This is a genomic window from Lentzea sp. JNUCC 0626, assembly GCF_043632865.1.
Lineage (GTDB): Bacteria > Actinomycetota > Actinomycetes > Mycobacteriales > Pseudonocardiaceae > Lentzea.
Genome location: NZ_CP171635.1, coordinates 10,052,646 through 10,076,173, shown reverse-complemented (window position 1 = coordinate 10,076,173; position 23,528 = coordinate 10,052,646). Strand labels below are relative to the sequence as shown.

Below are 23,528 nucleotides of genomic sequence, written 5' to 3'. Positions count from 1 at the left end.
GTGCGCCGGTCGACCGGGGTCACCACTCATCACTATCGCCATCGCAAGGCCGTCCAGCCACCGCACTGCAGACATCGTTGACATGGGCCGATATCCCGCACATCACCAGGTATCGACGCCATATTGATCATGACTTCGAAACTACTTTGCGTGATCTCTACCCCGCCTGGTCGAAGATCATTATTGGCAACCGAGGTTCTTGAACTCTCGGCAGTCGGCAATCACACTCCCTCAAGCACATATGTCGCAATGGCCGATTGGCGAGTAACCTGACCCTCCAGCTACTGCACAGGCATCCCGTGACCCTCGCCTCCCGAAACCGTCCAGCAGGCGACCACGACGCCCATTTCGCTCAGCCCACGACATGCCGCCTGGCCAGGGCGAACGTCGGCACGGCGTGTCCACTTTCCAAAAGTGGACACGAATGTGGACAAGAAGTGGTCACTCTCACCCGGCTCTTTGGCCTGCGTTCAGGGCGGCCTTACTCTCAGAGCCGAGGTTGGGCCTGCTGGCTCGCCTCCGAAACCGCGACCTGTTGGTCCAGGCGGGGTTTCACCCAAGGGGCCTCCGATGACAGTCGGTGGGCCCCTTGCCCCGTTTGAGCCAACTACAGAGGGTAGCGGGGCTACCGCGTGATCCCGAACCCGTGCACACTCATGGCGTTCAGGTGGCTGGAGCTGTCACTCCTGCCACAGCTCGTCTGAACGCTCATAACCCGCCTGGGCCAAGAAGATGAGGGGTCTGCGACGATGGATCAGTCCGGCAGTAATCGAGCCTGCACGCCAGACATACACCCGCGAGGTCAGCGGCATTGGCTCGCTGACTCTCCAGTCGTCATCGTGATCACCATCCAGGTGTTCGCCGCGTTCTTGACGATCCGCGGTTACCCGCTGGAGGTGTCGCTCGCCGCTGCGTGCGCGAGCATTCTGATTGCGTACAACGCCAGGCGGATCGCGCTGTCACGAGCCGCCTGACTCAGGCCACCGCGCTAGCAACCTGATCGTGTTGTCGCGCACCACTGAGAAGGCCGTGCGCGGGATGGTGAGTGCTCGTGTTAACCACGGGGCAAGACTTCCCGCGTACGGCCGTTAACGCCGACACCCAACACCCTGGCGCTCGGCTCGGTACAGCCATCAGGCCGAGAGGAGGTCAGATGCTGACGAACCTGGTCAGAGAGCTGAAGACGCTGCGCAAGGGACGGGGTGTGCACGCGGACCGGATTGTCGACCGCATCGGACCCTTGCTCGCCGCCGCCTGCGGAATCACGAGCGCGGACGGGTCGGTCGCGGCGAAGCAGAAGCTCGTCACCCGGCTCACCGAACTCGTCGAGCAGCTGCCCGAGGACCTGCAGTTCGCGGCGCGGGCCGCGTTCGGCCTGATCCCCGACGTCCGCCAGCCGCTCTACCAGGAACGCGTCACGTGGGTGGCCGCGCGCATCGACCGCGACTCCCGCACCGTGCGCCGCCGCATAGACGAGGCCGTCGACCAGCTCGCCGAACTCGCGGCCACGACGGCCCCGCGCACCGACGGCAGCTGGCACATTGCGGAGCTGAGCGTCGCCGTCGTGCTCGACCAGGGACAGCCCGAGGTGATCGAGCGCTACCAGGTCGTCGTGGACCAGGACGGCGTCGAGACGCTGAACTTCACCTCGGTCTTCCCGGTGCGCCGCCGCGACGTCGACGTGCACCTGCTCTACGGCGGCACGCTCCGCGACCGCTCCGACACCGACCGGCCGGGCTTCACGCTCGTGCCGGCCGAACCGCTGGCCCGCGGCGTCAAACACGACTTCGCGTTGCGGTACCGACTGTCGCACCGCGACGCGATGCACCCCTGCTTCCTGTACCTGCCCGAACGGCCCTGCGAGCTGTTCGACCTGCGCGTGCGCTTCGAACACGACCACAAGCGCTTGGTGCGGGCGTTCGACGGGGTGCTGCGGTCCGAAGTAGAGCCGACCGGGGCACAGCGGACCGTCGACCGGGCGGGAGAGATCCACCTGCGATTCCGGCGGCTGCTGCCCGGCCTCGTGTACGGGGCGCGCTGGGGAGCAGCGATGGCAGTGCGGTCGAAGCGGCGGGCGTCCTGACCCGGTTTTTGCTTACCCAGAAACAGAATTCCTGCGGCGGGCAAGTCTCGATCTGATCAGATTCGAGCAATGTTCAAGGTCAGTTTGCGAGGGACGAAGTGCACGTCGGCGCAGGGCCAGCCCTCCAACCGTTGGACATGGACGGCCGAGTCCGGCAATCTGCGGAACCGAATTCTGACCTGTGTCCACTTTGGTGTCCCATTCTCAGAGAACTACTTGCCCAGCAACGACCATCACACCATCGAGTGGCGCAGAACGCCCGTTCGGACCACGACATGCCGTCGTGACGGACGGAGTATCTCGCTGTGGTGATTGGTGAGCCTCTGGCCGACCCGCCGACCGAAACACGCCGAGTGAACCTGTACCGGTTGCTCGGCGGCGAGAACCTGCGTGACCACGTCAGCGCACGTGCGATAGACGACCAGCACAGGTTCCGCCTTCACGACGTACGGGTGGGCGACCTGAATGGGCTTCTGGTCGAGGGCTGGTCGGACGATGAGCCTCTCGAATGGACTTCCATGGTCCGCACGCTCACGACGGTCGAACTCCCGTTCACCAGCACCGTGGCCTCGGCAGCGCTATTCGTAGACCTCGACGACGAGACGTTCACCGTGACGTTCAACCAGGGCTGGCGCTTGGTGCGCGAGAGCACGATCGACCGCGGATTCGGCATCGACTTCGCGGTCCGGGTCGTGGACGACGACGAGATCAGACACGTCACCAGGTGGGCTCTCAGCGCCAAATCCCGCGTGGACCGCAACGTCGTGCCGAGTGGACAGGGGTTGTGGAGCTTTGGTCTGCGCGAGCACGCCGAGCTCGTGCGGCAGCTCACCGCGATGGCCCGCGTCGACATCACGGTCAACCTAACGCACATGCGCAAGACGAGGTACCGGCGCAATCCACGCCTGTGGCTCGAATGCGGTGAGTCACTCAAGTTGCCACTGAGCGTCCACGGCGACGGCCTGATCTCCGATCTCCGCGAGATCAGCCGTGTGCTCCGCGAGCATCCCGTTTCCGAGGAACTCGGCCCGCTGCGCCGGGTCCGTCGGGTGTCCAACCGCGACGAACGCCGAGAAGTCCTCGACAGCGCTGTCGTCGCGATGCTCGCCAAGCCGGAGCCCGCATTGGGCGAGGTAGGCGTCGCCTACCCTGCCAAGTACTTCGACGGCCCCGAGGTGCATCGTTACAAAGGAACCCTGAACGGCACGGCGATCGACACCGCAGACCTTACGCTGAACCACCTCGCGTCTCCGCTGCGCCACGTCTCCGCGGCGGCACGGCTGCAAGCGCTGCGCAGCGGTCAGATCGACGGTTACGACGAAGCCAGTCACAGCGCGACAGACGGAATGCCCGCCGTGCAGTGGATCGCCGCGGAAGTGCTCAACCCGTCCGGCCGGTACATCCTGCTCGACGGCGACTGGTACGAACTCGGCGACGAGTACGTCCGCCACGTCGACCGCGTCGTGCACAAGGCGTTCGACAACCCTCCGCCATGGCAACTGCCCGCCTGGTCAGACGCCCCCAAGAACGCAGACGGCGTCGTCGTCGAAGGCGCGTACAGCGAGCACGTGGCGGTCGTCGACTCCAGATTTCTGTGCCTGGACAAGAAGCTCGTCAAGACCCGTGCGCACCGCAAGGGGTTCGAAGCTTGCGACTTGCTAGGCCCTGACAATTCGCTCGTGCACGTCAAGAAGACGAGCACGGCCACCGGGTCGAGCCCGCTGAGCCACCTTTTCGCCCAGGGTCTCATCGCGGCGGAGAGCTTCACCGACCCCGAGATGTGGGAGAAGTTCCGCGAAGTCGTTGCCCAGCGGGACCCCGAGCGCGCAAGTCGGCTGGGAACACGTCCAGGAAGCCTGGTCTTCGCCATCCACCACAGCGACAAGGCACTCACGGCGGACAACCTCTTCACCTTCGCCTGGTCGACCCTGGTGTCCGCGTGGACAACGCTAACGACCTACGGATTCCCGGCGCACGTGACTGTCATTCCATGACCCAGTAGCCGGCAACCGGGTCTTCCACGAGTCACACGACCGGTGACCAAAGCGAGCTCGCATCAGACCGGCTGACGAGCGGTGCCGGAAACGTATCGGCGAGTCGCACAACCGAACCGGAACCGGCGGATCACACTCGTAGATCAGCAAGTCGACGACAGGTCGTGTCGAGGTGGAGCCAGAATGAGCAACGCGGTCGGCGGGAAGCCACTGGACGGTTCCACCTCGACGACGCCTGTCGCACCGGCCAAGCAGGCGTCGCTCGAATCGTTGACCTCGCGGTACGTCGCCGAGCAACACGGGACCTATCTTCGCCTTCTCCAAGAAGCGGTGCAGAACAAGAGAAACCTGAACATCGCCCTCACCGGCAGGTACGGAACGGGCAAGTCCAGCGTGCTCGATGAGTTCGTTGACAAGCGCGAGAAGGACAAGACTCTGCGGGTGGCGATCTCCACGCTCGGACCGACATCGGAGACCACCACCCTCACCAACAGGATCCAGAAGGAGCTCGTCAAGCAGCTGCTGTACCGCGCAGCACCTCATGACTTCCCCTTCTCCCGTTTCAAGCGCATCAGCCCGTTGTCCTGGAAGCGCGCCCTTGCGGAAGCCGTGGCGGTGGTCGCCGTCGTCGGCGGAATCCTAGCGTTTCTAAACCTGCTCCCGAAGGTCGCGGCCACGGGAGCTAATCAACCCACAACGATCCGTGTGCTGGCATGGGTGGGCTTCGCTCTCCTGGCCGTGCTGGTACTGGCCACGCTGCGCCGGCTCATCTACGGCCGTTGGTCGGTTTCAGACGTCTCAGCAGCCGGCGCCACGGTCAAGTTGACCCAGCAGACCGCAACGTATTTCGACGAGTACCTGGAAGAGATCGTCTACTTCTTCGACACCGCTCCACACGACGTCGTCCTCTTCGAAGATCTCGACCGGTTCGACGACCCCCACATCTTCGAGGCGCTACGCGAGCTGAACACCCTGCTCAACGCCACGGCCAAGCGGCAGAGGAAGGACGTGCCCCTGCGGTTCGTCTACGCGATCAAGGACAGCCTCTTCGAGGAGCTGGGATCCGACACGAAGAAGGCAACCGGTGACACCGCCGCGGCCGAGACCATCCGCACCAACCGCACGAAGTTCTTCGACGTCGTCATCCCTGTCGTGCCGTTCATCTCGCACCGCAACGCTCGGGAACTGCTGGACGGCCTGCTCAAGGAACACGGCGTACAGGAGAACATCAACCGAGCCCTCATCGCGTTGGTCGCCCAGTACGGCACCGACATGCGCTTGCTGAAGAACATCTGCAACGAGTACGCGGTGTTCGCCGAGCGCCTGCTCACCCCGACCAAGATCGCCCCAGGCCTGACGGCGACCAACCTCTTCGCGCTCGTCGCCTACAAGAACTTCCACCTGCGAGACTTCGAGAAGATCGCACGGCGAGAGAGCAACCTCGACACCCTCTACGAACACCACAAACGCCTGGTGCGCCACGCCATCGATGTACGAGAGAAGCACAAGCGTGACCTCCTTTCGAGGGCTGCGATGCCCAAAGCAGTGGAAAGGGCGGCCACCAAGCTGGGGAGGCGCCTCGTCGCCCTTGGTCTGGCCGCCAAAGGCGCCTCCGGTAGCGCAGGCTGGTCAGGCATTCGATTCGTCGTCGGTTCAGATCTTTACGAACAGAACAGCGTGAGCTCGCGAGTGTTCTGGACGCAGGTAGCCGAAACCGGCCAGATCACAGTCCAAGCCACCCATCAGGGGTACCAACCGGTCGACGTAACACGGCTCAACCGCGATCAGATCGCAGAGGTCTTTCCCGAAGTCGCCGAACCAGAAGACTGGACCCAGTTCGATCGACGAGCAGGCCAAGGCCTACTCGAGGCCCTCAACGCCGAGATCGCTCTTCTCCGCGGAGCGGACTTCCAGGACCTCGTCGGCAAGGACCGGTTCACGTCGTCCACCGAGGACGGTGAACGGACTTTCTCTCAGATGGTGGAGGAGGTCATGCAGTCAGAGCTGGCCCGCGAGCTCGTTGGCCGCGGGTACCTCGACCGCAACTTCACTCTCTACGCGGCACAGTTCTACGGCGACTTCACCGGGGTCGACGTGGCCAACTTCCTCGTACAGACCGTGCAGCCCAACAAGATGAGCATCGACCACTCGTTTACCGGCCCTGCGGCCATCGCGAACCTGCTGACCGAGGCACCACCCGATTTCCTGCACACGGTCAGCGCCTACAACATCGCGGTGCTCGACGACCTCCTCCAGCGAGACCATCCCGGTGCCGCGGACATCGCCGCCACCGTCGCATCTGCTTTCGGCGCCGAGGCTCAAGAGTTCCTGAAGGCATACCTCAACTCCGGTGCTCAGCGACCGGCGTTCGCAACCCTGCTGAGTCGACGCCCATGGCTGCAGGTGTTCACACATCTCATCAGCGACGACAGCATCCCAGCAGACATCCGCCCATCGCTCGTCGATGCCGCTCTCCGCGGGTGCACAAGCAGCACCAAGTACGAGCTCGGGCCCGAAGTCCGCGACTACATCGCCGAGCACTACCTCGAAATGGAAGCCTTCACTGCTCCTCAGCCCCAGACCGTCACGAACGAGGTCGTGGGGCTGATCGCGAAGGCGGACGTCGTCATCTCTCGCCTCGCCGGACTGGACAGTGCGATGCGGGACACGCTCGTCGGCTGGCATCTCTACGCACTCACGGCGGACAACCTGCGGGTCGCTCTCGGCACCGCCGGAGACGTCAGCTTCGACTCTGTACGTGAGAACTCGCCGGTATCCGACTACTGCTTGACGAGCCAACGGGAGTACCTCGAAGCGGTCAAGCACGATGACCTCACCCCCTATGTCGCCCTTACCGAAACCGCGGTCGTCGAGGTTCTCACCACCGTCGTCAACAGCTGGACGACCGACGAACTCCGGACCTTCATCTCCATGGCCGCACTCGAAAGCCGGCTGAAACAGCTGGATGCCGCTCCCGAAGAGTGCTGGCCAGACCTCGCCGCACACCGCCTCTTCGAATCCACCGCCACGAACGTGCAGGCCTACAGCACCTCGGTCGGCACGATCGACGGCGCCCTCGCACGCTTGCTCGTGGAGGCCGGAAGGATCACCAACGACACCACCCCGGACCTCGCAGCCACCGTCGCTGTCAAGGTGTTGAACGCCGCTGACGTGATCCCCGACCCCCGGCAGCGGGTCACTTTGGCCGTAAGCCTGAACCTCCAGGAAGACATCGCCCCCAACGAGGTCGAACCTGTTGCCGGCAGCCTTTTCGCGCTCCTGCTCGAGAACGAGCTGATCGAAGACTCGGCTGCGGCGTTCGCCCACTTCCGAAGCGCGGGTTGGCCGGCCCTAGAGGCCGCGATCGTGAAATCCAAAGCGTTCCCCGAGTTCATGAGCCCTGAACTGCTCGCTGGCTTCATCGGCGAACTACTCGGTAGCAAGGTGGTACCTCGCCCCATCGGCGACAAGATCATCGACGAGCTCCAGCATTACCTGCCGCACGAAGACGCGGGGGTCCTCTCCATCGCCGGGAACTACGCAGTTGCTGGACAGCGAACCGTCACCGTCGACCAGCTGTACCGGATTGCCGCCAGCACCCGCGATCGCACCCTCACACTTCGCCTGCTGGCCACCATGTCACCGTTGCCGCCGGCGTCAGAGACCGTCGACGTGTTGGCACCGCTCGGAGAGCCCTACAGCAACTTCGCGAACCGCAACAAGGTCAGGTTCGATCTACCGGTGGACGATGACCACCGAACGATCCTCAGCCATCTCAGAAAGGCTGGTGTGGTCACCAATTTCCTGCGGAAGCGGAACGGCAAGTTCGATGTGAAGCTCGCAACCTAGGCCCGGAAGCTCACGGTCAAGTCATCCCGGCCATCGCCGAAGGCCTCGCACGGATAGCGGCCAGCATACGAGGACCTTCCAAGGCAATGCGCGGAAGCCGAGCGTCAGGTCGTGCTGGAGTTCGGCGCTTCGCAAGGTTCGCACTCGTCGCCCCCACAGTCAGCGCGAAGATGTAGACCAAGCGCTACCGGGCGACCAAACTGGCGAACACCTCCGGCCAGTACGGCAAGATCGAAGTCGACACGGCACGGCGTGGACGCTGATCGATGAGGTCGAGATCTGCGGCCAGTCCTGATCCCTCAACGCAGTTCTGGCCGGTCTATAGGCCAGAACGCACCAGTAACATCTCCACGCCACGAATGACGTCCGCCTGCGCGTCAACCCCACGCCCGCGCTTGCGGTAACCACGTACACGCACATCGCCTCGGAACCCCAGCGCCATCGGCCCGGCGGTCGCCCCGCTAGCCCCGAGCTCTCACGGCTCGAGGAGCCGGCTTCGATCGGGGCGCTGATGGGAGCGATGGCGGCGTGGGAGCGATGTCAGCTCCGCCCTCAGACTCAGTCGATGAGTCTGTGTGCCCTGAGGTCTGTGTAACGTCCAGCAGTTCGACGTCGACTACCACGCATGACCTTCGCCGGAGCCGCCCAAAGTTTCTCGAGCACCACCAAGTAGCTCAGCGTGCCCAAATCCGGCAGAGATCCTCGTCTCCGGCGTGGTACTCGCTCTGGTGGCGGGTCTGATCACCTTCTCGGTTCGGTACTCCTACGGACTCGCCAAGCTGCTTCTGCGCCAGCGGGAACGCGCGTCGGACGCCACGAACCAGGTGACAGGCGGGGTGCACGGTGACGTGAACCAGATCGGCACCGTGCACGGAGACCTCATCGTCAACCAGATCTGCCCGCGATGTCGCGATAGCAATTGAAAGCCCGGTGGGACCGACCCGCCGGGCTTTCAAGATCAGGATATGCACGCGCGCCACGTCTTGGCCCGGACAAGCGAGCTGCCCAGATAAACCACTACGACACGTCGCGTCATAGCCCTGACAGTGATCGCCTGCAGGTAAACAGGCCCCACTTCAGCTCAGCTGTTCAAGAGCAGTGGGCCGACGTCGACACCGCCTTGCCGAAGTGACCAGCAACCACAGGGTCCGCCCTGTCCAACGCGAGAGTGACCGCGCTGGCGAACATCAGCAGTCGCCGCGCCGGGCGCAGCACCGCAGCAGGCGCACCGATCAAAACGAGATGCCTGATGCCCAACAGCAGGCCGAGAATCGAAAAGCCCACCGCAGACGCCACAAGCAGAGCCACTCAATGGGCACACCCAAACGCAGTCCAAGGCTGAAAACCTTACCAAAGCCAAACAATAAGGTCAGCTCCACAACCGCAACCCCAATGATGGTCACAGCCCACAACTGCGCTCGACTCACAAACTGATGAGAGTTCCGAAGCCGCCATCAAGTTCACCTCCATGCCCTTCCAATTCGGAAGTCGAGCGCACATCACCAACCAAGAAACCCGCGGCAGCACCTGAATGATCAGCCAAAGTCGCACCGATTAAAAGTTCAGCAATCCTCAACGTGGACTGCGTGACGAAGATCCGCAAGCTGATCACCAAAGACCCTATCCCGAAACCTCAATCCAAGGTCATGCAGCGCAACCCACGGAGACCCCAGAAAGGACCGCCGACCTGCCGCAACAGCACACCTAGACCAATATTAGCAACCGACGTGACCAACGCCCGCTCCAAACCGGTAGTAGATCCGGTAGCTAAGACGGCCAGCTACCAGCGAGATACCGGGATACCCCCGAGACAAGATCAGATCATTCACCCAGCTCAGGACACAAACCCTGAGACCAGCCAGGCCGTCTGATACCCAACAGGATCCGTTCACACCGAAGAGGTCACTGGTTCGATCCCAGTATCGCCCATTGTGTGTTTTACCAGTTCAGACGGCCTGTCGATGGATTCCATCGGCGGGCCGTTTGCGTTGCGTGGGAGCAATTCGGGAGCACAGCCCCAAAAACACATTCGCTGTACCTAAGTGTTCATCAGACTTCACACACCTAAGTGGTCACCAGGTCTCGTCCTTGCCTTCCATGATCCACGACCATCCGCCGTCGAGTTCCCAGCGCAGCTGCAGCTGGGCCAGCATCCTGCTGATCATGGCTTCGGTCACGTGCGAGTAACGGTCGTCGGTGTGCTTCCGCTTGCGCCCCAGCCTCAGCACATGCGGCACGTCGTCCTCGATGAGCCAAGTCTCCTGCGCGTGACGCAGGCCATGAAAAACCATGCCCTCTTTCAGCGGCGCCCAGCCCTGCATTTCGTTGCCCGCCAGCGCTGGCAACCAGACCCGCTGCCGGAAGTTGGATCGCCTCCGCAACGCACCCTCGCACCGGGTAGTACGAAGCGAGAGAGTCCGGGTTGCGGTCACGATTCGCCAGCAACTCCTTGACGAGGAACAGCGGCAGGTGCACGTCGCGCACACTCGCCGGAGTCTTCGGCGGCCCGAGAACCAGCTTCTGCCCACGTACCTCGTGCAGCGCCGAACTCGGGATCGACAGCAATCCGGGCACTCTCGTCAAGGTAGGTCCTCCTGAAACGGGTTCTGACTCACGCCGCGGAGTCGCAGGCGAAGCTCGCCATGGCCCGGATCGACGCGGAGGAGAAACGGCGACTGGCCGCCGCCGAACGCGGAGGAGCACCGATCTCCGGGCGCCGAGCGGCGTATGTGGCCGGAGCACTCCTCGTCGTCGCCGTCCTGGTGCTCGCGTTCCTCCAGAACACGGGAGAACAGCACTCCCCGGCAGCCGGGATGACAGCCACCAGTGGTCAGGCGATCAGCCTGCGCGACGGCATGCACCTGAGCGTTCCGGTCGGCGCGATCACCGGCGACAAGCCGGTCGCCGCCGCCTATGCCGACCAGTCACCCTGGGATCGGCACAGCCCGGTGTCCGCTCCGGTCGACTTCAGCACGAGCGGTGAGGTCATCGGCCGACCGGTGCCGAGCCTCCAGGTGCCGGAAGCGTTGAGGGAGGCCGCTGCGCAGGGCTCGGTGCAAGTCGCCTACCGCTCGGACGACCCGTCGGGATGGACCGAGCACCCGGCGACCTACAACCGCGAGACCCACGTTCTCGAAGCCAGACTCGAACACTTCTCCACCTGGCAGTTCTGGACCTGGGACTGGGTTTCCATCGGCGCCGGTATCAGCCAGGCTGCGGGCGAATGGACGAGCCGCAGATCGTCCGACATGCCGAAGTGCGACTCCGGCATCGCCAAGCCGGCGTGGTTCAACTTCGAGGCCGGGATGACCGACGGTGCCGCGATGGTCATCCGGTCCTGTGCGCAAGGACGCAAGCAGGACGTTGGCCCACCACCCCACTCAACCAACAACCACCCACCACACACGCCCTGAACAGCACAAATCAACCCCGGCCAGGGCCAGCCACCACCACAGACCCGCCCACATCTACCTAACTAGAGTTAACAACTCTAGTTAGGTAGACTTAGGGCATGGCTGGACCTCGAATGACACCGCAAACGATCAACGTCCTGCGCGCGATGCTGGAGGACCCGACGACCCCGCGCTACGGCCTCGACATCGCCCGGGAGACCAACCTCAAGACCGGCACCCTGCACCCGATCCTCAACCGGCTCCAACAGGCAGGACTGATTGAAAGCTTCTGGGAAGACCCTGCTGACCATGAGGACCAGGGCCGCCCTCGCCGTCGCTACTACCGCTTCACCGGCAGCGGCGCCACCCTCGCCTACCAGGCGGTTGCACGACACGACGCCGCCGCTGCCAGCACCAGCTCTGCGTCGCTTCGTCCTCACCCCGGACACTGAAAGGAGCCACGAACCATGCCGAAGCGCACACGGCGACAGCGCCGCACGCACAACCTGTCCTCGATGCTTGTGGCTCTTGCCGTCGGTGTTGCTGGGGTCGTCATTAGCGGCGGCGTTTTCAGTGATGATCGGGTCTTGAACGTGCTTTCCATGGTTAGTTCCGCCTTCGCTCTTGTTGCTGCTGTCACCTCTTTCCTCGCGGCTAGGGCAGCCATGGGTCGTCCACCCAAAAAGCCTGCTTCGCGACCTTCTCGAACGATCCGAGGTGCAAGCCGCCTGCTACCCGCCGAGTTCAGGGATGAGCACCGGGAGGAGTGGGCGGCCTGGATGCTGGATCTTCGTGAACAGGGAGCCCCTCGGATGCGACGGTGGCTGGAGTTCCTCAGCATCATCTTGGTGGCCGCGCCCCGGCTTGCGATCGCCCTGCGCACCGCCGCCTATCGGGCGGTGGACTGATGAGACCGGGTACGAAGCGCGCGGCGGGAAGGATCGGTGCTGCTGGAGGCATCGGTGGGGCCGTGGCCGCCGCCCTCGACGCCGGTTGGATCGGCGCCGCGCTGCTGATCATCGCTATCGTGGTTCCCATCACAGCAATCTGCTGGATTCTGGCCGACCCTGACAGGCCCCACCGGCTCGCCTTGCTCCTCACCACCTGGCGCCATGGCGGCACCGCGCAGCAGCGGTCCGTGGCCGCGAAGTCCCGCCGCGCAATCGACATACCTCAGGCAGAACACTGAGCCGTGCGCGGGCCAGATCGGTTTCTCTGGTTCTGCTGTGCGTCGGTTACGCGGTGACGCGCTCGAACGTGCGTCGCGCCCCAACTCGTCGGGTAGCCCGCCGCGCGCAGGGCGGGGTGGGAACCGATCGTGCAGGCCGGGCTGGTCGACGTCGAGCCGAGCCGGTCGAGCTGGACGACGTCGAACCGCGCGGTTCCGCTCGCGTGCGCCGCGCTCGTGCTGCTGCGCGCCATCCGCCCCCGAATCGGCCGGCAAGTGCCCGCCGGGACGTGGCTGCACGCGGGACTCACCGGCCCCGAGACTCTGCTGGAAGCCACCACCGAAACAGTTCGCGATGAGGGAGCAACTCCGTGCGCTGAACATGACTGAACGGTCCTCAATGGACTTGAACGAACCCGCGCTGACCTGCAAAGTCTTGTTTCCGCAGGTCAGCGCGATGTCGGTGCCATAGTTCACACCGAAGAGGTCACTGGTTCGATCCCAGTATCGCCCATTTCAAACCGAAGGCCCCTCATCTGCACAGATGAGGGGCCTTCGGTTTTCGCGTGCGTCAAACAGATCATTGCGACGCGGGCTCCGATAGCTGCGATGGTGAACGCCTCCGGCGCCATCGAACGGCGGCTCTTCTGGCCTTTGCCGCCGCCCGCCCTGACCTTGACGCCCGCAACGACGCGCGTGGCGACTTCCAGCACCCACCCGCGAACAGTCGCTCTCCACGTGCCGCCTCCAGGAGGCGCCGCAACTGCTCGGGCACCCAGACCTTGTGCGTGCCGTTCCTGCCGGTCGAACTGGACCAGTGCGTCACTTGCCGTGGCGGTCCAGGAGCGCGCGCAACGCGGCCATCTCGGCGGCGAGCGCCTTGCGTCCGGCGGGTGTGATGTTGACCCACGTCTTCGGTCGCTTGCCGTCGTAGCCCTTCTCGACCACCAGCAGGCCGGCCTCCTCCAGCACCGCGATGTGCCGTGAGAGGTTGCCGGCGGTGAGGTTCAGCGTTGTCCTCAGGTACGCGAACTCCACTCGCTTCACCTCGCCCGCGATGGTGAGGATGCCCAGTCTGTGCCGCTGGTGGACTACGTCGTCCAGCGCCGCCGTCGGGTGCTCGGTCACGCTCGCCTCGCCACCAGTGCGCCCAGACCGCCCAGCACCAGCACGGCCGCGAGCACCAGGACGCCCGTGGCGCCACCCAGAGCGTCGTTTTCCACGGGCCGATTGTTGACGATCAGTGCGAAGGCGGTGAACACCACCCCGATCACCGCGCACAGGACGCTGCGTTCTACCCATGCCAGTGTCAGCAGTCCGAGCGCGATCGCCATGAACTGGGCGCCGCCGCCCGTGCCGAGATCTACGTCGACGTCGGGCACCTGCAGCATCGACAGCGCGACCGACGTCAGCAGCAAGCCGACCGGGACGAGCAACGGCCTCCTCGTGCGGAACGCGAGCACCGCCGGCACCAGCAGCACCACCATGACGATCGCGGCGAGCAACGGGGTCGGGTAGAACAACGTGTACTCGTGCATCACGCTGCTGCTCAACGGAATCCCGAGCAGCACAGCCGCCAGCCCCAGCAACGCGACCTGCGCGTAGCCGTCCGTCGGGGTTTCCACGCCGACGCGCTGAGCCCGCCACCGGTACCACCACACCGTCGCGAGCACGGCCACCAGCAGTGCCGCCAGCCAGTACAGCTCCAGCGCGAGGGTCTGCTGCACCTCGGTCTTGAGCCTGAGGTGGGTCAGCGGGCTGATCCACGGGCCGGGGCCGCCGTCGACCAGGTGGTCGGTCGGGTTCGGGTCCGTGCGGGACAGAGGGAGTGACCCGAGGGTCAGGATTCCCAGTAGCAGCAACGGAAACCAGTAGCCGTGGCGGTCGTCGCGGGCCCGCTTGCGCAGGTCGGCCAGTTCGTCTAGCAGCTCGCCAGGATCGCTCATCGTGTTCCCCCAAACATGATTAAGATGTAATCAGGTTTGCATTGCAAACCTGACTTGTCAAACGGGGCACGAAAGCCTGCCGAACCAGTGGGTTGTGCGTCACTCCGAGGTGAGGGCGCGGGCGAGCCAGGACGTCGTGGTGCTGATCAGCTCGGCATCCACCGGCCGCCGCAACTGCCTGGGGTAGAACAACATCGACGCACGGCCGGGGTCTCGGCGGAGCAGGTGCGTCAGCTCGGGAACCCTCTGGACCTCCGTCTCGCCCTGGACGAGGGCGTGGATCCGGTGCAGGTCGTCGGGGTCGACCTGGATGTCCTTCTCGCCGGTCACGGCCAGCACCGGAACGCGGACGCGCGCGAGGTCGGACCTGGTGTCGTGGCCCAGCATCTCGCGCGTCCACCGGGCGTTCACGCGCTTCCCGGCGACGCGGACTACGTCCGGTCCGGGCGCCTTGAGGCGGATCATCCGCCGGATCGCCAGCCGGGCCAACGGTCGCAACGGCGCGGGCAGTCCGCGGGCGACGGCCTCGGCCTGCCAGCGCATGGCGTCCTCGCCGGTGCGGGCGAACCCCGCCAGCAGGACGACGGCCGCGACATCGGGGTGGGAACCGAGCGCCATGGCGTGCAACGCGCCTTCGCTGTGCCCGATGACGCCGACACGGCTGATGTCGGGGCGGGCCGCGAGAGCTTCGACTGCCGCGACGGCGTCCTCCCGGTTGTCGACGAACCCGGTCGTCAGCCAGTCGCCGGAGGACGCCCCTACTCCGCGCCGGTCGTAACGGAAGGACGCGATTCCTTGCCGGGCAAGCGATTCGGCGAGTGCCGGGCCGAGGTTCGGCTTCAGCCGTCCGGCGTTGCCGTCGCGGTCCAGCCGCCCGGATCCGTGCAGCAGCAGGACGGCCGGATGGGGTCCGGGTCCGTCCGGCACGGACAGCGTGCCCGCCAGCGTTGCGCCGTCACGGGCAATGATCGTCAGGTCCAAGTTCCGCAAAGTCCCAGCTCCGCACGTCTCTCGGCGCCACGAATATTATCGACTCTGATAACATTACCGCACGTGAGACGATGCGGTCATGGCGACCGCGGACCTCCTCCTGCATCCCGTGCGGATGCGCATCCTGCAGGCGTTGTTCGAAACCGACCCGCTGACCACGGCCCAGCTGAGGGAACGCCTGCCCGACATCGCGCCGGCGACCATGTACCGGCACGTCGCGGTCCTCGCGGAGAGCGGTGTCCTGGAGGTCGCGGACGAACGGCGCGTGCGCGGCACGGTCGAGCGCAGCTACCGGGTGCGCAAGGAGGCCGCCACGGTCGACCAGGACGCGCGCGCCACGATGACCAGGGAAGACCACCAGCGGTCGTACTCGACGTTCGCCGCCTCGCTCATGGGCGACTTCGACCGCTACCTCGCCCATGCCGACGCGGACCCGCACGTGGACGGCGTGGTCTACCAGCAGGCCGCGGTGTGGCTGACCGACGAGGAACACGCCGCGATGGTCGCGGAGATCCAGCACGCGGTCATGTCCCGGACGGGCGGGGCGCGGGACGGCGCACGCCGGCGCAGGGTCGTCAGCCTCGTCGTGGTGCCCGACGAGCCGAAGGGTTCCTCGTGACCCAGTCGGCGAGCGCGGTGAGCGTGGTCTCGGCGCTCGCCGCCATGTAGTCGCGCAACGCCTCCACGTCCGCACGGCTTGCGCCGAGCACGGGATCCATCCGCAGCAAACGCCACGACTGCTCCGCGACGGTCCCGCCGTCGCGGGCCTGGAACGTCCAGCTCCACTCGACGATGCCGTCGACCACGTAGGCGAACACGGCTCCCGGTTCTGCCTTCACCACCTGTGACCGGGTGGTCCACTCGTTGCCGTCCCTGCGGTTGCGGCCGCTGAACCACGCGCCCGCCTCGGGCCCGGAACCCTCGTCGAACGCGACGTCGCTCGCGTTGGGACTCCAGCGACTGATCGCGGACACGTCGCTGATCAGGCGGTAGACGTCGGCGGGAACGGCATCGATCCACGCGTGCCGCGTGAAGGTGAAGTCGGACGGGTCCAGTTCGGTGACAATGCTCATGGAACCCACTTCAGCGGGACGCTCCCAGGTGGACCACTCCCAGCTCTGCGTATCCCTGCCTGGGAGAGGTAACCCGACCCGGCCGAGCCCATACTCGATTCCATGAGCGGAACGGCACGGTTCGGGGACTTCCTCCAGACGCGGCGCTCGCAGCTGCGCCCGGAGGACGTCGGCGTCCCGACCTACGGCGAACGGCGCCGCGTGCCGGGGCTGCGGCGGGAGGAACTGGCGCAGCTGGCCGGGGTCAGCGTGTCCTACTACACCCGGCTCGAACAGGGACACTCCCCGAGCGCCTCACCCGAGGTGCTCGACGCGCTCGCCACCGCGTTGCGGCTGGACGACGCGGAACGGCAGCACCTGCACACGTTGGCGAAGCCCGCTAAGCAGGCCCGCCGGCGCCGGCCCGGTCCCGAACGCGTGCCGGAGGCGACCGGGCAGTTGCTGCACGCGCTGGCGGACGTTCCCGCGATCGTGCTCGGCAGGCGCAGCGACGTGCTGAGCTGGAACAGGCTCGGGCACGCGTTGTTCGCGGGGCATCTCGACTTCACCGCCGTGGACCGGGTCGCGGAACGCCCGAACATGGCCCAGCTCGTGTTCCTCGACGCGCACACGCGTGAGCTGTACGCGGACTGGCACGGCAAGGCCAAGGCGGTGGTCGGGAACCTGCGCCTGGTGGCGGGGCAGCACCCCGACGACGCCGCGCTGCACGAACTCGTCGGGCAGCTGAGCGCGAAGAGCACCGACTTCGCCTCGATGTGGGCCGACCACCGCGTGAAAGCCTGTGCCACGGCCGAGTACGAGATGCGCCACCCGCTCGTCGGCCCGCTGGTCGTCACGCAGCAGACCCTGAGCAACGGACCGAGTCCGAACATCGTCGTCGCCACCGCGCGGCCGGGCTCGCCGTCGGACGCGGCGCTGTCGCTGCTCGCTCACCTCATCCAGGCGTAGAACCGCCGCACAGCAACAACATCAGCAGGGTGCGGCGCTGCCGCATGCCCGAAAACAGTGAGGAAACCATGTCCGCGAAGCACGTCCGCAAGGCGTTCGTCGCCGCGATCCTGGCTGCGACAACGTTCGCCGCCACCCCGGCCCACGCCGCCGCGTTGTGCGCCCCGCACATCGTCCAGCACTTCGACCTGGGCAAGGGGCAGACGCCCGAAGGCATCGTGTTGTCTCCCAACGGAACCGCGTACGTCACCTTCGCCAAGGCGAGGCAGATCGCCGAGATCTCCCCGCGCGGCGAGGTCCGGATCCTGGCCACGCTCCCCGCACCCGCGGACGGCGGCACCGGCACGCCCGCACTCGGCTTCCCGTTGACGGTCGCGTCCGACGGCACGCTGTACTTCCTGTACGCCACCGGAACCGCGGACCTCACCGGCGTGTGGAGCCTGCGTCCGGGCGGGACACCGCGCCGCATCGCGCCGTTGCCCGCCGACAGCCTGCCGAACGGTCTCGCGCTCGACCAGCGCACCCGCACCCTCTACGTCGCCGACTCCACCGGCGCCGTGTGGAAGGTGCCGACGACCGGTGGCGCGACCGTCTGGTCGTCCGGCCAGGAGCTCAAGCCGAACGGTTTCCTCGGCGCGAACGGCCTCAAGCTGCACGACGGCGCGGTGTGGGTGACCAACCTCGACCGGGGAACGGTCCTGCGTATCCCGTTGCGCTCCAACGGAAGCGCGGTCGAGGTCGTCGCCACCGGTCTGACCGGCATCGACGACTTCGCGTTCACCGGCAGGGGCGACGAGATCATCGCCGCGCTGGACACCGTGAACGAGGTCGCGCTGGTCAGGCCGAACGGCAGGCACGAGGTGGTGCTGACCGCCGCCGACGGCCTGCAGGGCCCGACCTCGATCGCGGTGCGCGGCCGGACCGTCTACGTGCCGAGCGCCGCCTACCTCACCGCTCAGGACCCGAACCTGCTGCTGGCGCACCTCGGGCGCTGAGGGCTCGACATCGATATCAGATCTGATAATGTTCCCGAAACTGATATCGATCCGAGGAGCAGAGATGGGCGACAGCGCGCGGGCCGGTCGAGGGAGTGGCCTCGCCACGTTCTTCGCGGTCACCTTCATCACCACGTGGGGGTGCTGGCTCGTCGCGATCGTGCTCGGGCAGCCGCCGACGACGTTCCCGACGGTGATCCCGTTCCTGCTCGGCGGGTTCGGGCCGGTCTTCGGCGCGATCGCGGTCAGGCTGCGCCGCGGACCGGTTCCCGTCCACACCGTCAGGTTCCGGCTGAACGCCCGGTTGTTCTGGGCGTTGCCCCTGCTGGCGCTGGCCGTCGCGACGGTGGCCGGTGGCGCGGCGCTCGCGCAGGCGCTCGGCGGTCCGGCGCTGAGCCTGGACGCGGGAACGGCGCTGATCGCGACCGCCGGTGGCGCGGCGCCGTTCTTCGTCAGCATGCTCGTCGGCGGCCCGCTCGCCGAGGAGCCGGGCTGGCGCGGCACGGCCTACCCGCGCCTGCTGGAGAGGACGGGGCGCGTCCGCGTCGGACTGGTTCTCGGTGCGGCGTGGGCGGTCTGGCACCTGCCGTTGTTCTTCATGACGGGAACCGTGCAGGCGGGCTTCGGGCTGCTGAGCTGGAGCGGGTTGTTGTTCTCGCTCAGCGTGTTCCCGATGGCGATGCTGACCGGGTACGCCTACGAACTGGGCGGGGTGCCCTCGGCCATCGCCGTCCACTTCGGAGTCAACGCGACGGCGGCCGTGCTGAACGCCTACTCGCCGGTGACGCAGACCGTGGCCCTCGCGGTGCAACTCCTCGTCGCGGTCGCGGCGATCTCGTCGCGCCGGCCCGTGCGGACATGATTTCCCGGCACATTCGAGATTGCCGCCAGTCTTCACCTGTCCTGCCGCACGACGGGTGGACATCGGTGAGGTCTTTCCCAAACTCGGGAGAATGGCGCAGCAGACAGAGTTCTCACCCGCATTGCTCGACTACGTCAGGGCGGTGTCGCTGAGGGACGACGACATCCTCGCGGAGTTGCGACGGGAGACCGTCGAACTGCCGATGGGCCAGGCGATGCAGATCATGGCCGAGGAAGGCCAGTTCCTCGCGTTCCTCGTCGCGCTGACGCAGGCGAAGACGGTGGTGGAGGTCGGCACGTTCACCGGGTACAGCACGCTCTGCATGGCTCGGGCGTTGCCGGCTGGTGGGCGGCTGATCACGATGGACATCTCGGAGAAGTGGCCGATGATCGCCGCGCCGTACTGGGAACGGGCCGGTGTGTCCGAGCTGATCGAGGTGCGGGTCGGGCCGGCCGAGGAGTTGCTGGCCCAGATGGTCGAGCAGGACGGGGCCGGCACGGTCGACCTGGTGTTCGTGGATGCCGACAAGGCTGGGTACCGGGGCTACTACGAGCACGCGTTGCGGCTGGTGCGGCCGGGTGGGCTGATCGTCTTGGACAACACGGTGTTCTTCGGTCGTGTGATCGACGACGGCGTTCACGATGAGGACACCGTTGCCGTGCGCGAGCTCAACTCGTTCCTGCTCAAGGACGATCGGGTGGAGTTGGCGATGCTGCCCATGGCCGACGGGATCACCTTGGCGCGCAAAGTCTCAACAGGTCGAAATGTCTGTTGAGACCGCTAGTCGAGGCGTGCTAGCCGATGCCGCTCCGCCCTGGCCTTCGCTACTTTTCGGTTGAGTTTCATGAGCGGCAGCCGGTTGTGTGAAACGAAGGAGTGTGCTGGTGGCTGATCCCGAGAAGCGATCGCTCGCTGTTGTCGGCGCCGGGGTGATGGGGGTCGGCATCACCACGCTCGCGGTGGGCAGCGGCATGCGGGTTGTCGTGCTGGACAACGATCTGGCCGCTCTCGACAAGGCCCGGCACACGGTCGAGTTCCAGCTGCGGCACGCACGCATGATGGGTGCTCTGCCGGCTGACGGCGTGCCCGGCGAGATGGTGACCACCACCTCGATGGACGAACTGTCCGGAGTGGACGCCGTGGTCGAGGCGATCTTCGAGCACAAGGACACGAAGACGAAGGTCCTGGCCGAGGTGGCGACGGTCGTCGGTGAGGGCGTCCCGCTGATCACGAACACCTCCGGCATTCCCGTCGACGAGCTCGCCGTGGCGTTGCCGCGGCCGGAGCAGTTGGTGGGCACGCACTTCATGAACCCGGCGTACCTGATCGACCTGGTCGAGGTCGTGAAGGGTCGTTACACCAGTGACGCGACTGTGGCCGGGCTGCAGGCGTTGCTGGGGCGGCTGAACCGGCGGGCTGTTGTGGTCGGGGATTCACCTGGCTTCGTCACCAGTCGGTTGTTGCACCCCATGCTCAACGACGCCGCGCGGCTGGTGGGCGAGAAGGTGGCCACCGCTGAGGACGTGGACGCGTTGATGGTGGGGTGTTTGGGGCACCGGACCGGTCCGCTGCGCACCGCCGATCTCATCGGGTTGGACAACCTCGCCGACTCGCTCGTGGCGCTCTACGAACGAACCGGTGAGCAGCGGTACATGCCGTGCGAGCAGTTGTTGGCGAAGGTGCGCGACGGCGAACTCGGTTACAAGTCGGGCAGTGGCTTTTACCAGTACAGGGAGACTTTGTCGTGACGATCGATCAGAGCATGTCGACCACCACCGTCGAGAACGTCGAGAGCGCCGTGCAGGCGTATCTGGAGACCAAGCTCAAGTCCACTGTGGAGCCGGACCAGGACCTGATGGCCAGCGGGCTGGTCTCGTCCATGTTCGCGATGCAGTTGGTGGTGTACCTGGAGAGCACGTTCGGGGTCGCGGTGGTCGGTTCGGACCTCAAGCTCGACAACTTCCGGAGCGTGCGGTCGATGACCGCTCTGGTGGAGCGCTTGCAGGGCGCCGACAGCGATGGCTGATCACCTCTCCGACGCACGTGCGCTGATCGCCAAGCTCATCGGCGATCAGGCCGACGCCTGGGACCTGGCCGGCGCGCTGCCGATGCCGCTGTTGCGCGAGTTGAGTTCGCGTGGGCTGTTGTGCGCGCAGGTGTCCGCGGAGTACGGCGGTCTTGGGCTGAGCAGCCTGGAGAACGGTGAGCTCACCGCCTTCACGGGCAGCCTGTGCAGTTCGGTGCGCAGCGTGCAGACCTCGCACGGGATGTCCGCCTGGACCATCGGACGGCTCGGCGACAAAGCTCAGCGCCGCACCTATTTGCCGATGCTGGCAACGGGTGGGCTGGCCGCGATCTGTTTCAGCGAACCGGACGCGGGCAGCGATCTGTCGGGCATCGGCACCGTGATCGAGGCCGACGGTGACGAGGTCGTGGTGACCGGCACGAAGTCGTGGATCACCGCGGCCGCGTACGCCGACGTGCTCCTGGTCGTCGGCAGGTTCGGTGACGGTGCCGCGGTGGTCGTCGTGCCTCGGGACGCGCCTGGTGTGCGGGTCGAACCCGTTCCCCATCCGGCCGGGTGCCGGGCGGCCGGGCACTCCGAGATCCTTCTCGATTCGGTGCGGCTGCCGGCCGACTCGGTGCTCGGCGGGGGTGGGCAGAACCTGTCGATGGTGATCACCACCGCGCTGACGTACGGACGGATGTCCGTCGCCTGGGGCTGTGTCGGCATTCTCCGGGCCTGCCTGCGTGAAGCGACCGCGCACGCGGGGAACAGGTCCCAGTTCGGCAAGCGGCTCGTCGAACACCAGTTGGTGGCCAAGCGGTTGGCCGAACTCTTCATCGGCGAGCAGGTGTCCACCCTGAGTTGCACGCACGCCAGCCGTTGCTGGGATTCGGGTGATCCCGAACTGGCGATGGCGGCGGTGTTCGCCAAGCACGTCAGTGCCGGCAACGCCGCGCAGGCGGCCGCTTCCGCGATGCAGGTGCTGGCTTCGAAGGCCGCGCACGGTGGCACGGTGATCGATCGCGCGTACCGGGACGCGAAGCTCATGGAGATCATCGAAGGCACCAGCGAGATTTGTCAGCTGTTGCTCGCAGAGCAGGCGATGGCCGCGGGAGGCACGCATGTCTGAACTCCAGTCGCAGGTCAAATGTCTTGTCTGGGACTTGGACAACACGTTGTGGCAGGGCACTTTGCTGGAGGACGGCGAAGTTCACGTGCCCCCGCAGGTGCTCGACGTGATCAAGACCTTGGACTCGCGCGGCATCCTGCAGTCGATCGCCAGCAAGAACGATCACGACCACGCCTGGGCACGGCTGGAGGAACTGGGCGTCGCCGAGTACTTCGTGCTGCCGGCGATCAACTGGGGCCCCAAGTCCGACTCCGTGCGTGCGATCGCCGACGAGTTGAAGTTCGCGCACTCCGCGATCGCGTTCATCGACGACCGGCCCACCGAACGCGCCGAGGTCGAGTACCACCTGCCGGAGGTGCGGTGCTACTCGCACACGCAGGTGCTCGAACTGCCGGGCCTGCCCGAGTTCACCCCGGCGACGATCACCGAGGACTCCCGCCGCCGGCGCCAGATGTACCAGGCGAACTTCCGCCGTGCCGCCGCGCAGACCGAGTTCAGCGGTCCGGACGAGAACTTCCTGCGCACGCTGGAACTCGAGATGCGGATCGCCCAGGCGGAGCCGCAGGACCTGGGCCGGGTCGAGGAACTCACGCTGCGCACCAGCCAGATGAACGCGACCGGGGTGCACTACTCGGACAGCACGTTGCGGGAGTTGTGCTCCGACCCCGATCACGAGGTCCTGGTGATCAGCATGTCCGACCGGTTCGGCCCGCACGGTGCCGTCGGCGTGTTGCTGCTGGCCAAGAACACCGATTTCTGGCACCTCAAGCTGCTCGCCACGTCGTGCCGGGTGGTGCAGTTCGGCGCCGGTGCCGCGATCCTGAACTGGCTGGTCGACCGCGCGGCCCGGGCCGGGGTGCACCTGGTCGCCGACTTCAGGCCGACCGAACGCAACCGCATGATGGACATCGCCTACCGCTTCGCCGGGTTCACCACAGACCCGTGCGACTGCACGGCAGGAGCGGACCTCGGTGCGCAGCAGCAGGTGCAGCACCTGCACCTGGTGCCCGAACACCGGGATCTGCCGGACACGGTGCGGCTCATCGCGGAGTTCGCCGACGCTGTCTAGGGGTCTCCCCGACAAACGCACC

The 23,528-nt window shown here is 65.9% G+C and carries 26 protein-coding genes; 18 read left to right on the top strand and 8 right to left on the bottom strand.

Annotation, left to right across the window (positions count from 1 at the left end):
- Nucleotides 1-839: 839 nt before the first annotated feature.
- The 5 genes from JNUCC0626_RS47315 (at nt 840) to JNUCC0626_RS47295 (ending at nt 8,849) form a co-directional block, all read left to right on the top strand.
- On the top strand, nt 840-974 hold the full coding sequence (locus JNUCC0626_RS47315; RefSeq protein WP_394617148.1) for a hypothetical protein: 135 nt from the start codon (nt 840-842) through the stop codon (nt 972-974).
- Nucleotides 975-1,153: 179 nt separating this feature from the next.
- Nucleotides 1,154-2,083 carry a hypothetical protein gene (locus tag JNUCC0626_RS47310; RefSeq protein WP_394617147.1) on the top strand — a complete coding sequence of 310 codons (930 nt, stop codon included), beginning with the start codon at nt 1,154-1,156 and terminating at the stop codon, nt 2,081-2,083.
- A gap of 305 nt (nt 2,084-2,388) precedes the next feature.
- Nucleotides 2,389-4,077, top strand: a complete 1,689-nt coding sequence (locus JNUCC0626_RS47305; RefSeq protein ID WP_394617146.1) for a DUF6119 family protein — start codon at nt 2,389-2,391, stop codon at nt 4,075-4,077.
- Nucleotides 4,078-4,260: 183 nt separating this feature from the next.
- Nucleotides 4,261-7,926 (top strand): hypothetical protein, encoded by a 3,666-nt coding sequence (locus JNUCC0626_RS47300; protein WP_394617145.1) that lies wholly within the window; start codon nt 4,261-4,263, stop codon nt 7,924-7,926.
- A gap of 713 nt (nt 7,927-8,639) precedes the next feature.
- Complete coding sequence (locus JNUCC0626_RS47295) at nt 8,640-8,849, top strand: hypothetical protein (RefSeq protein ID WP_394617144.1); 210 nt, start codon at nt 8,640-8,642, stop codon at nt 8,847-8,849.
- A 166-nt stretch (nt 8,850-9,015) separates the two neighbouring features.
- Here JNUCC0626_RS47295 and JNUCC0626_RS47290 read toward each other — a convergent pair whose 3' ends face one another.
- The 3 genes from JNUCC0626_RS47290 to JNUCC0626_RS47280 form a co-directional block, all read right to left on the bottom strand.
- Complete coding sequence (locus tag JNUCC0626_RS47290) at nt 9,016-9,234, bottom strand: hypothetical protein (RefSeq protein ID WP_394617143.1); 219 nt, start codon at nt 9,232-9,234, stop codon at nt 9,016-9,018.
- A 115-nt stretch (nt 9,235-9,349) separates the two neighbouring features.
- Nucleotides 9,350-9,529: a hypothetical protein gene (locus JNUCC0626_RS47285; protein ID WP_394617142.1), complete on the bottom strand. Its 180-nt coding sequence runs from the start codon at nt 9,527-9,529 to the stop codon at nt 9,350-9,352.
- A 469-nt stretch (nt 9,530-9,998) separates the two neighbouring features.
- Nucleotides 9,999-10,307: a hypothetical protein gene (locus JNUCC0626_RS47280; protein ID WP_394617141.1), complete on the bottom strand. Its 309-nt coding sequence runs from the start codon at nt 10,305-10,307 to the stop codon at nt 9,999-10,001.
- A gap of 261 nt (nt 10,308-10,568) precedes the next feature.
- Here JNUCC0626_RS47280 and JNUCC0626_RS47275 point away from each other — a divergent pair, with 261 nt between their 5' ends.
- From JNUCC0626_RS47275 to JNUCC0626_RS47260, 4 genes are all read left to right on the top strand, one after another.
- A complete protein-coding gene (locus JNUCC0626_RS47275; protein ID WP_394617140.1) occupies nt 10,569-11,339 on the top strand; it encodes a hypothetical protein in 771 nt (256 codons plus the stop codon).
- Between the two features lie 98 nt (nt 11,340-11,437).
- On the top strand, nt 11,438-11,770 hold the full coding sequence (locus JNUCC0626_RS47270) for a PadR family transcriptional regulator (RefSeq protein ID WP_394617139.1): 333 nt from the start codon (nt 11,438-11,440) through the stop codon (nt 11,768-11,770).
- A gap of 518 nt (nt 11,771-12,288) precedes the next feature.
- A complete protein-coding gene (locus JNUCC0626_RS47265; protein WP_394617138.1) occupies nt 12,289-12,507 on the top strand; it encodes a hypothetical protein in 219 nt (72 codons plus the stop codon).
- 129 nt (nt 12,508-12,636) lie between these two features.
- Nucleotides 12,637-12,876, top strand: coding sequence for a hypothetical protein (locus JNUCC0626_RS47260; RefSeq protein WP_394617137.1), 240 nt, complete (start codon nt 12,637-12,639; stop codon nt 12,874-12,876).
- Nucleotides 12,877-12,959: 83 nt separating this feature from the next.
- Here JNUCC0626_RS47260 and JNUCC0626_RS47255 read toward each other — a convergent pair whose 3' ends face one another.
- From JNUCC0626_RS47255 to JNUCC0626_RS47240, 4 genes are all read right to left on the bottom strand, one after another.
- The gene (locus JNUCC0626_RS47255; protein ID WP_394617136.1) at nt 12,960-13,199 is read right to left on the bottom strand and encodes a hypothetical protein; all 240 of its coding nucleotides are present in this window, start codon (nt 13,197-13,199) and stop codon (nt 12,960-12,962) included.
- Nucleotides 13,200-13,308: 109 nt separating this feature from the next.
- Nucleotides 13,309-13,614 (bottom strand): winged helix-turn-helix domain-containing protein, encoded by a 306-nt coding sequence (locus JNUCC0626_RS47250; protein ID WP_394617135.1) that lies wholly within the window; start codon nt 13,612-13,614, stop codon nt 13,309-13,311.
- Nucleotides 13,611-14,432 carry a hypothetical protein gene (locus JNUCC0626_RS47245; protein ID WP_394617134.1) on the bottom strand — a complete coding sequence of 274 codons (822 nt, stop codon included), beginning with the start codon at nt 14,430-14,432 and terminating at the stop codon, nt 13,611-13,613. Before JNUCC0626_RS47245 ends, JNUCC0626_RS47250 begins: the two co-directional genes overlap by 4 nt.
- 99 nt (nt 14,433-14,531) lie before the next feature.
- On the bottom strand, nt 14,532-15,413 hold the full coding sequence (locus tag JNUCC0626_RS47240) for an alpha/beta hydrolase (RefSeq protein WP_394617133.1): 882 nt from the start codon (nt 15,411-15,413) through the stop codon (nt 14,532-14,534).
- A gap of 88 nt (nt 15,414-15,501) precedes the next feature.
- On the opposite strand from JNUCC0626_RS47240, the gene JNUCC0626_RS47235 reads away from it, so the two are divergent.
- The gene (locus JNUCC0626_RS47235) at nt 15,502-16,041 is read left to right on the top strand and encodes a helix-turn-helix domain-containing protein (protein ID WP_394617132.1); all 540 of its coding nucleotides are present in this window, start codon (nt 15,502-15,504) and stop codon (nt 16,039-16,041) included.
- Here the strand turns inward: JNUCC0626_RS47235 and JNUCC0626_RS47230 are convergent.
- Nucleotides 15,998-16,495, bottom strand: coding sequence for an SRPBCC family protein (locus JNUCC0626_RS47230; protein WP_394617131.1), 498 nt, complete (start codon nt 16,493-16,495; stop codon nt 15,998-16,000). The two genes, JNUCC0626_RS47235 and JNUCC0626_RS47230, sit on opposite strands and share 44 nt — an antisense overlap.
- A 102-nt stretch (nt 16,496-16,597) precedes the next feature.
- On the opposite strand from JNUCC0626_RS47230, the gene JNUCC0626_RS47225 reads away from it, so the two are divergent.
- The 8 genes from JNUCC0626_RS47225 to JNUCC0626_RS47190 all read left to right on the top strand — a co-directional run bounded on the left by JNUCC0626_RS47225 (nt 16,598) and on the right by JNUCC0626_RS47190 (nt 23,506).
- Entirely contained in the window at nt 16,598-17,443 is an 846-nt protein-coding gene (locus JNUCC0626_RS47225; protein WP_394617130.1) for a helix-turn-helix transcriptional regulator, read from the top strand.
- Between the two features lie 68 nt (nt 17,444-17,511).
- Entirely contained in the window at nt 17,512-18,438 is a 927-nt protein-coding gene (locus tag JNUCC0626_RS47220; protein WP_394617129.1) for a hypothetical protein, read from the top strand.
- Nucleotides 18,439-18,502: 64 nt separating this feature from the next.
- Nucleotides 18,503-19,300 carry a CPBP family intramembrane glutamic endopeptidase gene (locus JNUCC0626_RS47215; protein ID WP_394617128.1) on the top strand — a complete coding sequence of 266 codons (798 nt, stop codon included), beginning with the start codon at nt 18,503-18,505 and terminating at the stop codon, nt 19,298-19,300.
- Between the two features lie 91 nt (nt 19,301-19,391).
- Nucleotides 19,392-20,075, top strand: coding sequence for an O-methyltransferase (locus JNUCC0626_RS47210; protein WP_394617127.1), 684 nt, complete (start codon nt 19,392-19,394; stop codon nt 20,073-20,075).
- A gap of 109 nt (nt 20,076-20,184) precedes the next feature.
- A complete protein-coding gene (locus tag JNUCC0626_RS47205) occupies nt 20,185-21,048 on the top strand; it encodes a 3-hydroxyacyl-CoA dehydrogenase family protein (RefSeq protein ID WP_394617126.1) in 864 nt (287 codons plus the stop codon).
- On the top strand, nt 21,045-21,326 hold the full coding sequence (locus JNUCC0626_RS47200; RefSeq protein ID WP_394617125.1) for an acyl carrier protein: 282 nt from the start codon (nt 21,045-21,047) through the stop codon (nt 21,324-21,326). The genes JNUCC0626_RS47205 and JNUCC0626_RS47200 overlap by 4 nt, the downstream gene beginning before the upstream one ends.
- Entirely contained in the window at nt 21,319-22,437 is a 1,119-nt protein-coding gene (locus JNUCC0626_RS47195; protein WP_394617124.1) for an acyl-CoA dehydrogenase family protein, read from the top strand. Before JNUCC0626_RS47200 ends, JNUCC0626_RS47195 begins: the two co-directional genes overlap by 8 nt.
- Nucleotides 22,430-23,506: an HAD-IIIC family phosphatase gene (locus JNUCC0626_RS47190; RefSeq protein ID WP_394617123.1), complete on the top strand. Its 1,077-nt coding sequence runs from the start codon at nt 22,430-22,432 to the stop codon at nt 23,504-23,506. Before JNUCC0626_RS47195 ends, JNUCC0626_RS47190 begins: the two co-directional genes overlap by 8 nt.
- Nucleotides 23,507-23,528: the final 22 nt, after the last annotated feature.